This window comes from Streptomyces sp. NPDC085596 (genome assembly GCF_044541565.1).
Taxonomy (GTDB): Bacteria; Actinomycetota; Actinomycetes; order Streptomycetales; family Streptomycetaceae; genus Streptomyces.
The window spans coordinates 347,416-361,696 of sequence record NZ_JBITTC010000005.1; the positions used below are offsets into that span (position 1 = coordinate 347,416).

10 protein-coding genes and 2 tRNA genes are annotated in these 14,281 nt (G+C 72.1%); 5 read left to right on the top strand and 7 right to left on the bottom strand.

The window, feature by feature from the left end; genetic code table 11:
• The first annotated feature begins 121 nt into the window (after window positions 1-121).
• Complete coding sequence (locus ACIGA3_RS17695) at window positions 122-820, top strand: DUF5324 family protein (RefSeq protein ID WP_399716205.1); 699 nt, start codon at window positions 122-124, stop codon at window positions 818-820.
• A gap of 138 nt (window positions 821-958) precedes the next feature.
• On the opposite strand, the gene ACIGA3_RS17700 is transcribed toward ACIGA3_RS17695, so the two are convergent.
• Window positions 959-1,031 (bottom strand) — tRNA-Ala (locus ACIGA3_RS17700).
• Between the two features lie 180 nt (window positions 1,032-1,211).
• Here ACIGA3_RS17700 and ACIGA3_RS17705 point away from each other — a divergent pair.
• Both ACIGA3_RS17705 and ACIGA3_RS17710 read left to right on the top strand, forming a co-directional pair.
• A complete protein-coding gene (locus ACIGA3_RS17705) occupies window positions 1,212-1,760 on the top strand; it encodes a DNA-binding protein (protein ID WP_399716207.1) in 549 nt (182 codons plus the stop codon).
• 86 nt (window positions 1,761-1,846) lie between these two features.
• A complete protein-coding gene (locus tag ACIGA3_RS17710) occupies window positions 1,847-3,142 on the top strand; it encodes a protein kinase (protein ID WP_399716209.1) in 1,296 nt (431 codons plus the stop codon).
• A 70-nt stretch (window positions 3,143-3,212) separates the two neighbouring features.
• Here the strand turns inward: ACIGA3_RS17710 and ACIGA3_RS17715 are convergent, their stop codons facing one another.
• Together ACIGA3_RS17715 and ACIGA3_RS17720 are read right to left on the bottom strand one after the other, a co-directional pair.
• Window positions 3,213-4,511 carry a hypothetical protein gene (locus tag ACIGA3_RS17715; RefSeq protein ID WP_399716212.1) on the bottom strand — a complete coding sequence of 433 codons (1,299 nt, stop codon included), beginning with the start codon at window positions 4,509-4,511 and terminating at the stop codon, window positions 3,213-3,215.
• 205 nt (window positions 4,512-4,716) lie between these two features.
• Complete coding sequence (locus ACIGA3_RS17720; protein WP_003999697.1) at window positions 4,717-4,845, bottom strand: DLW-39 family protein; 129 nt, start codon at window positions 4,843-4,845, stop codon at window positions 4,717-4,719.
• A gap of 338 nt (window positions 4,846-5,183) precedes the next feature.
• On the opposite strand from ACIGA3_RS17720, the gene ACIGA3_RS17725 reads away from it, so the two are divergent.
• Window positions 5,184-5,573 carry a DUF6344 domain-containing protein gene (locus tag ACIGA3_RS17725; RefSeq protein WP_399716215.1) on the top strand — a complete coding sequence of 130 codons (390 nt, stop codon included), beginning with the start codon at window positions 5,184-5,186 and terminating at the stop codon, window positions 5,571-5,573.
• Between the two features lie 137 nt (window positions 5,574-5,710).
• On the opposite strand, the gene ACIGA3_RS17730 is transcribed toward ACIGA3_RS17725, so the two are convergent.
• Window positions 5,711-5,899, bottom strand: coding sequence for a ferredoxin (locus tag ACIGA3_RS17730; protein WP_393913246.1), 189 nt, complete (start codon window positions 5,897-5,899; stop codon window positions 5,711-5,713).
• A 468-nt stretch (window positions 5,900-6,367) separates the two neighbouring features.
• On the opposite strand from ACIGA3_RS17730, the gene ACIGA3_RS17735 reads away from it, so the two are divergent.
• Window positions 6,368-10,438 (top strand): AAA family ATPase, encoded by a 4,071-nt coding sequence (locus tag ACIGA3_RS17735; protein ID WP_399716218.1) that lies wholly within the window; start codon window positions 6,368-6,370, stop codon window positions 10,436-10,438.
• 214 nt (window positions 10,439-10,652) lie between these two features.
• Here ACIGA3_RS17735 and ACIGA3_RS17740 read toward each other — a convergent pair.
• The 3 genes from ACIGA3_RS17740 to gyrA all read right to left on the bottom strand — a co-directional run bounded on the left by ACIGA3_RS17740 (window position 10,653) and on the right by gyrA (window position 14,243).
• Window positions 10,653-10,726 (bottom strand) — tRNA-Ile (locus ACIGA3_RS17740).
• A 110-nt stretch (window positions 10,727-10,836) separates the two neighbouring features.
• Window positions 10,837-11,610 (bottom strand): DUF3566 domain-containing protein, encoded by a 774-nt coding sequence (locus tag ACIGA3_RS17745; RefSeq protein ID WP_399716220.1) that lies wholly within the window; start codon window positions 11,608-11,610, stop codon window positions 10,837-10,839.
• A 17-nt stretch (window positions 11,611-11,627) separates the two neighbouring features.
• Window positions 11,628-14,243, bottom strand: a complete 2,616-nt coding sequence (gene gyrA / locus ACIGA3_RS17750; protein WP_399716222.1) for a DNA gyrase subunit A — start codon at window positions 14,241-14,243, stop codon at window positions 11,628-11,630.
• Between the last annotated feature and the right edge of the window lie 38 nt (window positions 14,244-14,281).

Consider the following 14,281-nt stretch of genomic DNA (forward strand, 5'->3'; position numbering starts at 1 on the left):
GACTTCGACAGAGATCGGCACCCGTATGCCCGTCCACGCATGCTGTGTGGGCCACGGGCAGGCATGATCCGTAACAGGGTGGACAGTCGAAATACCGTACGCCACCGAGGAGGAGGTTCCCGTGACCCGCATCGACAGCGTGCGCGCCGCGACCGGTTCGGCCAAGGACAGCGTGCTGCACGCAGCGGACGTGGTGGCGCCTTACGCCGACACGGCCAAGGAGCGTGCCACGCATTACACGCAGGAGGCACGTGTACGGCTGGCGCCCGTGGTCTCACAGGCTGCCGACCAGGCCCGCCTGCAGTACGACGTCCGGCTCGCACCGCGGGTGGAGCGCGCCCTCTCCCATGTGCCGCCGAAGGTCGACCAGGCAGCGCAGGAAGCCGCCGAGCTGACCCGCAAGGCCGCCAAGCAGGCGGCCGAGTATTCCCGCCCCGTGATCGAGCAGGCCGTGGCCGCCGCCACCCCGGTGTACGACGAGGCCGCCGCGCGCAGCGCCGCCGCCTTCGTCGCGCTGCGGGGCAATGTCTCGGCCAAGGAGATCAAGAAGCTGGCCCGCCGCAATGAGCGCCGGGGCCGGACGGGCCGCGCGCTGAAGTACGTGGCGCTGGCGAGCCTGCTCGCGGGCGGCGCCTACGCCGCATGGCAGTGGTGGGACCGTCAGGCCAACCCGGACTGGCTGGTCGAGCCGCCGGCCGCGACGGAGATGCCGGACGCAGCCCGTCTGCACTCGGTCGACGGCACCGGCCCCTCCGTACTGGACCCGGAGGTCCAGGCGAAGCAGGTCGAGGACGACATCGAAGGCGACGAGAACAGGTGACCTGACGCCCCCAAGTCACGGGCACCGCACGCCGTTTCACGTGAAACAGCACCCCCCGAGGCCCGCCCCCGTCCCCACGGCGGCATAAAAAACCCCCTCTGACCTGCGGAAACGCAGATCGGAGGGGGTTTTTCGCTGTGGAGCCTAGGGGAGTCGAACCCCTGACATCTGCCATGCAAAGACAGCGCTCTACCAACTGAGCTAAGGCCCCGGACGGGAACGACCGGCAGGAGAACGGGCTCCCGGCGGGCGTCGCAGACCAGAGTACCGGTTCACCCCCCGTATCCCGCAAAAAGATTGGGGGTCCCCGCGAATCACCCCGCTCCGTAGGATGCTCGACGTGGTTCGCTACAGCGAACCTCGGTTTCTGGGGAAGCGATGGGGAGACGCAATGGACGCCGCACAGCAGGAAGCCACCGCGAGAGCGCGGGACCTCCAGCGGAACTGGTACGGGGAGCCGCTGGGGGCGCTCTTCCGTAAGCTCATCGACGATCTCGGGCTCAATCAGGCCCGGCTCGCCGCCGCTCTGGGGCTGTCGGCTCCGATGCTGTCGCAGCTGATGAGCGGCCAGCGCGCCAAGATCGGCAATCCCGCGGTGGTCCAGCGGGTGCAGCTGTTGCAGGAGCTGGCCGCGCAGGTCGCGGACGGCAGCGTGAGCGCGGCCGAGGCGACCGACCGCATGGACGAGATCAAGAAGTCCCAGGGGGGCTCGGTGCTGAGCAACACCACGCAGACGACGAGCAGTTCGGGCGCGCCGACGGTCAAGCGCGTGGTCCGCGAGATCCAGTCGCTGCTGCGCTCCGTCGCCGCCGCCGGCGACATCATCGACGCCGCTGACACCCTCGCCCCGACCCACCCCGAGCTGGCAGAGTTCCTCCGGGTCTACGGCGCGGGCCGCACCGCCGACGCGGTCGCGCACTACCAGTCCCACCAGAGCTGACCCCCGGCCCGGTCCGGAGGGGGTCCGGCACCGGGCCCGGTCATACGGCCGGGGCAGCGCACCAGGGGGAGGAGCTGCGAACGGTCATGGGTGAGGTCTTCGCGGGCCGGTACGAGCTGGCCGACCCGATCGGGCGTGGCGGTGTGGGCGCGGTATGGCGCGCCTGGGACCACCGCAGACGGCGTTATGTCGCCGCCAAGGTGCTTCAGCAGCGCGACGCCCACACCCTGCTGCGCTTCGTGCGCGAGCAGGCACTGCGCATCGACCATCCGCATGTGCTGGCACCAGCCAGCTGGGCGGCCGACGACGACCAGGTCCTGTTCACCATGGACCTGGTGTCCGGTGGCTCCCTGGTCCATCTGATCAACGACTACGGTCCCCTCCCACCGGTCTTCGTCTGCACCCTGCTCGACCAGCTGCTGTCCGGCCTGGGCGCCGTGCACGCCGAGGGGGTCGTGCACCGGGACATCAAGCCCGCCAATGTGCTGCTGGAGGCCACGGGCACCGGCCGGCCGAGGCTGCGGCTGTCCGACTTCGGCATCGCCATGCGCTTCGGAGAACCCCGGCTGACCGAGACCAACCTCGTGGTGGGCACCCCGGGTTATCTGGCACCCGAGCAACTGCTGGGGGCCGAACCCGACTTCCCCGGTGACCTGTTCGCCGTGGGCCTGGTCGCCCTGTACCTCCTGGAGGGGGCCAAGCCGGACGGCAAGGAGATCGTGCGGTACTTCCTGGAGCACGGGACGCCGGGTGCGCCCGCGCGGATGCCCGAACCGCTGTGGCAAGTGATCGCCACCATGCTCCAGCCCGATCCGGCGGCCCGTTTCCGCACGGCCACGGGTGCGCGCAAGGCGCTCGCGGCCGCCAGGGAACTCCTGCCGGAGCCCGGACCCGACGACGAGCCCATCGAGATCTTCGACCAGCTCGGCCCCCTGCCCCCCGGCTTCGGCCCCGAGGGCCCGCACAAGCCGGCCGCCGCGGTGGACGCGCGCTGGGAACGCCGGGCCCCCGATGCCCCGGACACCAGCGGCACCACGACCGACGCGCCGCTCCCCAGTGCCTCCGTCACACCCCCGACAGCCGACGTCGGCACCCCGCGCCCGGCCGTCACCGCCCCGACGATGTCCGACACGGGCAGCTTCCACCTCCCACCCCCGCGGCCGCCCCGCCCCACCGCCGACCCGCAGACCGCCGCGTACACCGCCCGCGACCCACGCACCCCTCCACCCGGCCACCCCACCCAGCACCCCCGCACCCCTCCCCCCAGCCACCGCGCAGACGCCCGCCGTCGCTCCGGCCCCCCGGCCAAGGTCGCGGTACCGGTGCTGCTGCTGGCGCTGCTCTGTTACGCCGTCGGCCTCTGGGCGCTGGCCCGCGTCTGAGACCGCCGGGCCGGCAACGATCAGGCCGCCCGGCACCCATGTCGCCGGTGCTGCCGCTCGCGCTGCTCCGTTACACCGGTGGCCTCTGGGTGCCGGCCCGCGCCTGAGACCGCCGGGCCACCAGCGTCCGGCCACCCAGCACCAGCAGCAGCGCGGTACCGGTGCCGAGGCCGCCGTAGGCGAGAGCCCGCATCGCCGGGTCGCTGCCCCCGGTGTCGCCGGTGGCCGCGGCCTGCCGGTCCCGCGCGGTCACGGTGAAGAGGCCGTCCGGCTCGGGGCGCCCCCGGTACTCCGGCCCGGCGTGCGCGTTTCCGTCCACCCGCACCCGGAGGGTCACGCCGAAGGGGCCGGTGCCGAAGGAGTCGGCCATGCGCTCGCTGAGGTGGACGACCAGGTAGTAGTCACCGGCGAAGCGGACCGCGTTCTCGCCGCTGGGTACGGCGTAGCGGTTGGTGTACTCGACCGGGGGCAGCGGTGCGAGGTCAGCGGCGCGCCGGGTGCCGGTGTAGCCGAGGGCCGCGTCGTCGACGGGGCCGCGCGCCGGGTTCAGCAGGGAGAGGGTGAGGGCGCCGCCGACGTAGCCGTGGCCGCCGGTGGTGGCGTCCAGTTCGGCTCCGGCGTGCACTTGGCGGCCCCAGTCGACCGGGACCTTGTAGAAGAGGGTGTCGCCGGGGGCGAGACGGGTGCGCCAGACGCCCTGGCCCAGCGGGCGGGCGGTGCCGAAGCCGCCGCCTCCCCTTCTTTCCCGTGGGGCGTCGTCGGGCGGCTGGGGTGTGGCGGAGTTCCAGGAGCGGGGCGGGGTGGAGGGGCCGGTGGCGGTGAGTCCGGGTTCGGTGGCGGGGGCCAGCTCCAGGTCCCAGCGGTCCGGGTCGGAGTTCTTGGCGTCCAGCCGCTCCACCAGCAGGTAGTACACGGCGGCGCTCTGGCACAGGGACTTCCCGGTGTCCCGCTGGCCGACGGCCGTGACGGGCCGGGGGCTGAGTCCGGCGCCGAAGGAGGCGGAGGAGTAGAAGCAGGGGTTGCCGTCGGCGTCCTGGAGCGAGATCCGGATGCCGTCCGTGGCGGCGACGGTCGCGCCGCGCGGGGGTACGGCGGTGACGGGGACGTAGACGTCGGCCGTGGCGGTGAGGGTGAGGCGGTAGTAGAGCCTGCCGTGCGCCGGGAGGGAGCTGCGGTAGGTCCGGCCGGGCACGAGCGTGCGCGCTCCGGCGGTGTCCGGTGCTCCCGCGAGGGGCTGGGCGCCGGGCGTGAAGGCGTAGTCGGTCCCGCGTGTCACGGCCTGGGCGTCCGGCGCGGGTGCCCAGGCGACGGCCCACATCGCGGCCCCCGCGCACAGGGCCCTCACCGTGAGCCGCAAGCCCCGCCGCATCCGCCGCCCCCTGCCCCTAGGTCACGTGCCGGGGCCCATCCTGCCCGGTTGCCGCTTGCGCCATCAGGGTTTTCGCGCGGCTGTCCGAAACGCCCGTGCCCTCGGGACGAGGCGTACCTCACGTATCGGAACCCGGCAACCCGGAGCAACACAGAACCCCGGCCGCTCGAGCGACCGGGGTTCGTACAGATCGTGGTGCCGGGTTTCAGGAACCGGTGGGCACGGAGTCGGTGGCCTCCGTCCACAGGTCCTGCTCGGCGCGATCGGCCTGGATCTGGCGGTACACAAGGAGACCGCCGATGGCGGCCAGTGCGACCAGGAGCAGCTTCTTCACCGCGCGACCTCGTCTTTCGTTGACGTAGGGGACCTCTGGCGCCCGACTATACACACCGGCCGAGACCGATCGGTGACCTGCGGCGGGCCCCCAACTCCCGCTCCCGCCAGGGGTTGCGGCGGCCCGGAGCCGTTGCGATCGGAGGGTGATCACACCCGCACAGAGGGTTGCGTTCCTCCCGTTTCGAGGTGTCTTCAGAGGCTTTCCACCTCCTTGCGTCCATCCGGGTGGTGTTCATCTGAACATCGACGCGCCACGGGCGTCGGTCCACCACTTCGCGGCCCACATACACATCATGAGGAAAGTACGCAAATCGCCCAAGCTGAAAGTGAGGGGTTATGGCCAGGAACAAGGTCATGACGCTGTGGACCGCCATCGTCACCGCCTTCCTCGCGCTGTGCACGGCGCTCGGACTCGTCACCGCGACCGCCCCGGTCGCCTCGGCCCGCACCGAGAGCCCGAGTCACGGCAGCACGGAGCACACCGCCCCGGAGGCACCGGCGGCCATCAGCCCCCAGGTCTGGCCACAAGCCAGGGCCCTGCCCCCCACGATGAAGCAGCGCATCCGGGCCGAGGCCCACGGGAAGTCCCCCAACTGCCGGCACCGCTCACTCGCCGGACGGGAAGCGGGCACCCTCGCCCCGCACCGCGTCAACGCCCCGGACCGCACCGAGACCACCCACCGGCAGGAAAGCACCGAGCAGTACGTGTCCCACCTCGACTGCTGAGCCCATCGGCCAGGCATCCAGCACCGCGGACGTCTCGACACACTGGCGACTTGCGTACCCGACCGTCGACACGGAACGCCCCCCGGCCCACCGGCCTGGGGGCCCGCACCACGTCCGCCGCGTTCCCCCAGCGGCGCTCAGTCCCCCAGCAGCACAGCCTGCGAAGGACACTTCTCCACGATCTCGCGCACCAGCGGATCGTCGCCGGAATCCTCCCGGCCGGGCCTGACCACGCCGTATCCCTCGACGAAGTCGAAGACCTCGGGAGCGCGGTACGCGCACTCGGCCGAGCCGTAACACGCGTTCCGGTCCACGGACACCTTCATGCGTCCTCCCCTGCTCGCACGGGCGGTGGCCCGGCGCGGCGGGCCACCAGCGGCCCGCGCCTACGACGACCCTGCCCCCGCGACGCCCGCCCGAACCGGCGGCGCGGGTACGGCGCGCGCCACCGCCCGTCCGGTACCGGTCCCTCCCCTCGTGGGGACCGGTACCGAACGGAGCGGGGGGTCTTCGTCCCGCGCCGTGCCGGTGCACCCGGCACGGACGGACGGATCTCATGGCGTCCCGCCACGCCGTGACAGCGTTCCCGGCGAACTTTGACCGAGAACGTTCGGCGCCCGGCGGGGCCTTCTCCCGGAGTCGGCAGGTGGCCTGTCCGGACGGTGTGTGACAGCTCCGCTACCGCGATGTGATCCTGCCATCTATGGCAACCGGCGAGGAGATCCGGAGCACCGAACCAGGGCTTTCCCGCAGGTCAGCCGTATAGGGTGAGTTTTCCGGTCCGGACGCATCAGATGGGGGAAGTGAGGGGTGGGACCTTGGGTTCCGACTCAGGGGCACGCACAGCCTTCGCCGAACGCCTCGCCCTGCTGTACAAGGAGGCCGGCAACCCGCCCCTGAAGAGCGTGTCGGAGGCGGTCGGCCGGCTCCAGCGGGTGGACGAGCGCGGGCGTCCCGTAAGGGTCTCAGCGCAGCGCATCAGTGACTGGCGGCGGGCCAAGAACGCGCCCGCCCAGTTCGCCGCCCTCGCCGCCGTCCTGCAGATCCTCATCCCCGAGGCCCGCCGCGCCAGCCCCGCCCCGGTCTCCAGCGGCCTGTACGACCTGGCCCAGTGGCAGCGGCTGTGGGAACGCGCCCTGGCCGACCCGGTGGGCGAGCGCCCCGACGGCCCCGCCGAACCGCCCCCCGCACAGGACCCGCCCGTCTCGGTCTGCCCGTACCGGGGCCTCGCCTCCTACCGGCAGGAGGACGCCCGCTGGTTCTTCGGCCGGGAGCGCGGCACGGAGGCGCTGGTGGCCCAGTTGCGCGCCGCCGAGCGCGGCGGGGGACTGGTGATGCTGGTCGGGGCCTCGGGCGCCGGGAAGTCGTCGCTGCTCAACGCCGGCCTGATGCCCGCGCTGGAGGAGGGGGGCGCGCGCACGGTCCTCCAGCTCGTGCCGGGCGCCGATCCGCTGGGGGAGCTGACCCGTCTGGTCCCGGCTCTCGCCCCGCTCGCCGCCGAAGCGCGGGCCGCCGAGGAGAAGGAGACGGGCGCCCCGGCTCTCTCCGGGGCGATACGGGAGGCAGTCACCGAGTGGGCGCTCGCCCACAGGCCCCCGGGGACAACCCTCACCATCCCCGGCCCGCGCACCTCACCGGAGTCCCCGGCCCCCCTACCGGAGACCGGCGCCCGCAAGGCGGCCCGGCCGGTGCTGATCGTGGACCAGTTCGAGGAGACCTTCACGCTCTGCCCGAGCGAGGCCGACCGCCGGGCCTTCGTCCAGTTCCTGCACGCCGCCTGCACCCCAGGCCCCTCCGGCCCCGCCCCCGTCCGGGTCGTCCTCGGCATCCGCGCCGACTTCTACGAGGAGTGCCTCGGCTACCCCGAACTCGCCGACGCCCTCCAGCACCGGCACATGGTGCTCGGCCCGCTGACCACGGCCGAGCTGCGCGAGGCGGTGACCGGGCCGGCCAGGGCCGTCGGGCTGGAGCTGGAGGCGGGGCTGACCGAGCTGATCGTCCGCGAGGTGAGCGCGGACGGCCCGCGCGGCGCCCATGACGCGGGCGTGCTCCCGCTGCTCTCCCACGCCCTGCTCGCCACCTGGCAGCGCCGCAAGGCAGGACGGCTGACGGTGGCCGGATACCGGGCGGCCGGCGGCATCCAGGGCGCGGTCGCCGCCACCGCCGAGCGCGCCTGGTCCGGGCTCGACCCGGCCGCCCGTACCGCCGCCCGGCTGCTCCTGCTGCGCCTGGTCCGGCTCGGCGAGGACACCCAGGCCACCCGCAGGCGCGGCACCCGGCGCCAGCTGGCAGCTGAGTCCACGGACCCGGACAAGACCGAGGAGTCGCTGGAGGCGCTGGTCCGCGCCCGGCTGGTCACCCTCGACGCGGAGACCGTGGAGATCACCCACGAGGCGCTGCTGCACGCCTGGCCCCGGCTGCGGCACTGGATCGACGACAACCGGGGCGACCATCTGCTGCGCCAGCGGCTGGAGGAGGACGGCCGGTCCTGGGAGGTGTCCGAGCGCGACAGCTCCCTGCTGTACCGGGGCTCCCGGCTGGAGCAGGCGCGCGGCTGGGCGGAGTCGGCCGGGGACACCTATCTGACGAGGGGCGCGCTGGACTTCCTGGCCGCCTCGGTACGGCTGCGCAGGCGCACGGTGCTGATCAGCCGGGCCGCGGTGGCGGCGCTGACCGTGCTGGCGGTGCTCGCGGCGGGGGCGGCGGTGGTCGCCTGGCAGCAGCGCAACGACGCGGTGTTCGAGCAGGTCCTCGCGGAGGCCGACCGGGTCCAGCACACCGACCCGTCGCTGGCGGCGGGCCTCGACCTGGTGGCGCACCGGCTGCGCCCGGACGACGAGGGCGCCTACAGCAGGCTGATCTCCATCGTGAACGCCCCGCTCGCCACCCCGCTGACCGGCCACTCCGGTGCCGTCTACCTCACCTCCTTCAGCCCGGACGGCAAGATCCTCGCCACCGCCGGCTACGACCGCACCGTCCGCCTGTGGAACGTCGCCGACCGAGGCCGCCCGAAGCCCCTGGGTGCCCCGCTGCACGGTCACCGGAGCTGGGTGAGCAGCGCGGTGTTCAGCCCGGACGGGCACACTCTGGCCAGCGCGGGCGACGACGGCACGATCCACCTGTGGGACGTCACCGACCCCGCGCATCCCAAATCCCTGGGGGAGCCCCTCACGGGTCACGACGGCACGATCTACCTGGTCGCGTTCAGCCCGGACGGCCGCACCCTGGCCAGCGCGGGCGAGGACCGCACCGTACGGCTGTGGAACGTGGCCGACCCGCATCGGGCGAAGCCGCTGGGCGCGCTGCGCGGGCACACCGCGCCGGTGCGCTCGGTGGCGTTCAGCCCGGACGGGCGGACCCTCGCCTCGGCGGGCGACGACGACACCGTCCGGCTGTGGGACGTGGCCGACCCCCGGCGCCCCGAGGCACGGCGCGAGGTGTTGCGGGGGCACACCGATCTGGTGCATTCGGTGGCGTTCAGCCCCGATGGCAAGGTGCTGGCCAGTGGCAGCGCGGACGACACCATCCGGCTGTGGAACGTGGCCGACCCGGCGCGTCCGGCCGCGCTCGGCTCGCCGCTCACCGGGCACACCGGGCCCGTGTGGTCGGTGGCGTTCAGCCCGGACGGGGGCAGGCTCGCCGCGGCCAGCGCCGACAGCACGGCCAGCCTGTGGAACGTCACCGACCCCGCCTCCCCGTCCCAGGTCGGCGAGCCGCTCGCGGGGAGCAGCGGGGAGATGTACGCGCTCGGGTTCAGCCCGGACGGCCGTACCCTCGCCACCGGCAGCGGCGACGGCAAGGCCCGGCTGTGGGCAATGCCGACCTCGGACATGGCCGGGCGCAGCGCCGCGTTCCGCCCGGACGGCGAGGTGCTGGCCACGGCCGCGCGCGACGGCCGGGTCCGGCTGTGGCGGGTCACGGCACCGGGCCGGCCGGTGGCGCTGGGCGCGCCGTTCATGCCCGCGGACGGCGGGCAGCGCACGCTGATGTTCGCCCCGGACGGCCGCACGCTGGCCGTGCTGACCGGGAACCGCTCGGTGTACCTGTGGAACGTCCGCGACCCCGCGCATCCGGTGGTGGCCGGGCCGCCGCTGCGGCTGATGACTCGTTTCATGGGCTCCGACGCGCTCGCCTTCAGCCCCGACGGCCGCATCCTGGCCACCGCCTACGACGACCACCGGCTGCGGCTGTGGAACGTGTCCGACCCCGCCCGTCCGGCCCCCTACGGGGCACCCCTGGCCGGACACCGGGGGTACATCAACGCGCTGGAGTTCACCCCGGACGGGCACACCCTGGCCAGCGGCAGCGCGGACGGCACGATCCGGCTGTGGAACGTCCGCGACCCGGCCCGGCCCGTCCTGCGCGGCCGCCCGCTCACCGGGCACTCCGGCCCGGTCAACGCGCTGGAGTACAGCCCGGACGGCCACACCCTGGTCAGTGGCGGCGACGACGACACGGTACGGCTGTGGGACGTCACCGACCCCGGCTCGGCGGGCCCCGTCGGCCGTACCCTGACCGGGCACACGGAGTCGGTGACCTCACTGACCTTCAACGCCGACGGCCACACCCTGGCCAGCGGCGGCAACGACAACACCGTCCGCCTGTGGGACCTCACCGACCCCGGCTCGGCGGCCCCCATCGGCCAGTCGATGAGCCCGTACGCCAAGACGGGCAACTTCCTCGCCTTCAGCCCCGGCAGCCACGTCCTCGGCGTCTCCAGCGGCGCGGACACGGTACGGCTGTGGAGCCTGGACGCGGACGAGGCGGTCCGCCACATATGCGCGGTCACCCGGGACGTCCTGACCCCGCAGAAGTGGCACGAGTACCTCCCCCGCCTCCCCTACGACCCCCCGTGCCCCCACTGACCCACCAAGATCAGCCAACTCCCCCACCGTTCAACCCCGTTGGCCCCGCAACGCCCCCAACCTTGTTACCCTTGGCCATAGCCCGATCGCTGGTGCATCCCCCGTCGCCAGCGATCGGGTCTTTTGCGTTCACAGGGCCGGCCACAGTCGGCGCGCCCGGCCTCCGGACAGCAGAAGACCCCCGGTCCAAGTGGACCGGGGGTCTTCGCAAATGTGGGGCTAACAGGATTTGAACCTGTGGCCTCATCCTTATCAGGGATGCGCTCTAACCAACTGAGCTATAGCCCCGCCCGCGCTCTGCGGGGTGACCCGCGCGCTGACTCCTGAAGATTAGCGCACGACCGGGGCAGTCCCAAAATCGGTTGTCGGGGGGCCGTCAACCGGGCCGGGAGGCACCCTCACTCGTCCTCCGCCAGCGTCAGTTCGACGCCGCCCACGAAGCCCGCGGAGAGGTTGTAGATGAAGGCACCCAGCGTCGCCAGGGCCGTGGCCAGGACGACGTCGATGACCGCGATGATCGTGGCGAACATCAGCACGTGCGGCAGGGACAGATACGCCTGGAGGTCGAAACCGGTCGCCTCGGTGGCCCCGGTCGCCTCGGAGATCGTGCCGCCCACGGTGGAGAACACGCCCATCGCGTCCAGCACCATCCACAGCACCGCCGACGCCACGATCGTGCAGATACCCAGCGCGATGGAGAGCAGGAAGCTGACCTTCATCACCGACCACGGGTCGGCCTTGGCCACCCGCAGCCGTGCCTTGCGGGTGCGCGGCGCCGTCCCCACACCGGAGCGCGGACGGCGTACCGCGCCCGCCGGCGGCTGCGCCGCGTACGCCTGCGGTGGGTGATAGGGCCCGGCGGGCTGCTCGGGGCCACGCTCACCGGGCAGCGGGGAGGCTGCCATGCCCTCGGTCGCACCGGCCTTGGCCTGGGCACCACGGGTGTCCGTCACGGTTCCCCCCTGGGAACTCGAAGAATCAGGAGTAGAAGCAGAAGAGTCAGCGGAAGGAGTCGGCTGAGTCGGCTCGGCCGACTGCGGGCCGGTCGCGGTACCGGCGCTCCCCGCGCCGCCCCGCTTCCGCCCCGCCTTCGCGGCGGAGCCACGGCCGCCGCCGTCCGTCTCCGTACCCGTTGAGGTACCGGCCGATCCGGCGCCCGTGGCTCCGCTCACGTGATCCACTCCTCGTGCTACTCGACTGAGGGCGCCTCACCCTCGTCCGTGCCGGTGATCTCGATGACCTCGACGGTCTCGTCGACGACGATCTCGCCGTCGACCTCCTCCGCCTCACGCCCCGCTTCGGCGTTGCGAGCGATACCGACCACGGCATCGCGCTTGCCCAGGTTGATCAGCTGGACGCCCATGGTGTCACGGCCCGTCTCCCTGACTCCGCTGACGCGCGTACGAATCACACCGCCGGAGAGGGTGATGGCGAGGATCTCGTCACTCTCCTCGACGATCAGCGCGCCGACGAGCGAACCGCGGTCCTCCACGATCTTGGCAGCCTTGATGCCCAGACCGCCACGCCCCTGGACGCGGTACTCGTCCACGGGCGTGCGCTTGGCGTAACCGCCGTCCGTCGCGGTGAAGACGAACGTACCCGGTCGCACCACGTTCATCGACAGCAGCTCGTCGCCCTCGCGGAAGCTCATGCCCTTGACGCCCGAGGTGGCACGGCCCATCGGACGCAGCGTGTCGTCCGAGGCGGTGAACCTGATGGACTGCGCCTTCCGGCTGACGAGGAGCAGGTCGTCGTCCGCGGAGACCAGCTCGGCGCCGATCAGCTCGTCGTCCGTGCCGTTCTCGCGTGCCCGCAGGTTGATGGCGATGACACCGCCGGAGCGCGGCGAGTCGTAGTCCTTCAGCGGGGTCTTCTTCACCAGGCCCGCCTTCGTGGCCAGCACCAGGTACGGCACCGCCTCGTAGTCGCGGATCGCCAGGATCTCGGCGATCGCCTCGTCCGGCTGGAAGGCGAGCAGGTTGGCCACGTGCTGGCCGCGCGCGTCCCGGCCGGCATCGGGCAGCTCGTACGCCTTCGCCCGGTAGACCCGGCCCTTGTTGGTGAAGAACAGCAGCCAGTGGTGCGTGGTGGAGACGAAGAAGTGGTCGACGATGTCGTCCTCCTTCAGCTTCGCGCCCCGCACCCCCTTCCCGCCGCGCTTCTGCGCCCGGTAGTCGTCCGTCTTGGTGCGCTTGATGTAGCCGCCGCGCGTGACGGTGACGACGATGTCCTCCTCGGCGATCAGGTCCTCGATGGACATGTCACCGTCGTAGGGCACCAGGGTGCTGCGCCGGTCGTCGCCGAACCGCTCGACGATGGTGGCCAGCTCGTCGTGGACGATCTGGCGCTGGAGCGGCTCGGAGGCGAGGATGCGGTTGTACTCGTTGATCTTCGCCTGGAGCTCGTCATGCTCCTGGACGATCTTCTGGCGCTCCAGGGCGGCCAGGCGGCGCAGCTGCATCTCGAGGATGGCGTTGGCCTGGATCTCGTCGATGGCGAGGAGATCCATCAGGCCGGTGCGGGCGATGTCGACGGTCTCACTGCGCCGGATCAGCGCGATGACGTCGTCGATGGCGTCCAGGGCCTTCAGCAGACCGCGCAGGATGTGCGCGCGCTCCTCGGCCTTGCGCAGCCGGAACCGGGTCCGGCGGACGATGACCTCGATCTGGTGCGTCACCCAGTGCCGGATGAACGCGTCCAGCGACAGCGTGCGCGGCACCCCGTCGACCAGCGCCAGCATGTTGGCGCCGAAGTTCGTCTGCAGCTCGGTGTGCTTGTACAGGTTGTTCAGCACGACCTTGGCGACCGCGTCCCGCTTGAGGACGATCACCAGACGCTGACCGGTGCGCGAGGACGTCTCGTCGCGGACGTCGGCGATGCCGCCGATCTTGCTGTCCTTCACCAGGTCGGCGATCTTCTGCGCCAGGTTGTCGGGGTTCACCTGGTACGGCAGCTCGGTGACGACCAGGCACTGGCGGTTCTGGATCTCCTCGACCTCGACCACCGCGCGCATCGTGATGGAGCCGCGCCCGGTGCGGTACGCCTCCTCGATGCCCTTGCGGCCCACGACCAGCGCGCCGGTCGGGAAGTCCGGGCCCTTGATGCGCTCGATGAGGGCGTCCAGCAGCTCCTCCTGCGACGCCTCCGGGTGCTCCAGGTGCCACTGGGCGCCGGCCGCGACCTCACGGAGGTTGTGCGGCGGGATGTTGGTCGCCATGCCGACCGCGATACCGGCCGAGCCGTTGATCAGCAGGTTGGGGAAGCGGGCGGGCAGGACGGTCGGCTCCTGGGAGCGGCCGTCGTAGTTGTCCTTGAAATCGACGGTGTCCTCGTCGATGTCGCGGACCATCTCCATCGACAGGTGCGCCAGCTTGCACTCGGTGTAGCGCATGGCGGCCGCGGGGTCGTTGCCCGGCGAGCCGAAGTTGCCGTTGGAGTCGACGAGCGGCATGCGCATCGCCCACGGCTGGGCGAGGCGGACCAGGGCGTCGTAGATCGAGCTGTCGCCGTGGGGGTGGTAGTTACCCATGACGTCGCCGACGACGCGGGCGCACTTGTAGAAGCCGCGGTCGGGGCGGTAGCCGCCGTCGTACATGGCGTACAGCACACGGCGGTGGACGGGCTTGAGGCCGTCCCGGACGTCGGGCAGCGCACGCGACACGATGACGGACATCGCGTAGTCGAGGTAGGAGCGCTGCATCTCGGCGTCGAGCCCCACCGGCTCGATCCGGAGGGTGACGGTCTCGCCCGTCTCCTCCTCCGGCGTCACCGGTTCGGGCATGAGGTTCGGGGTTTCGTCGGTCATTGCTGGTGAAGATCCTTCCTGGTGCGGTCAGCCGGGAC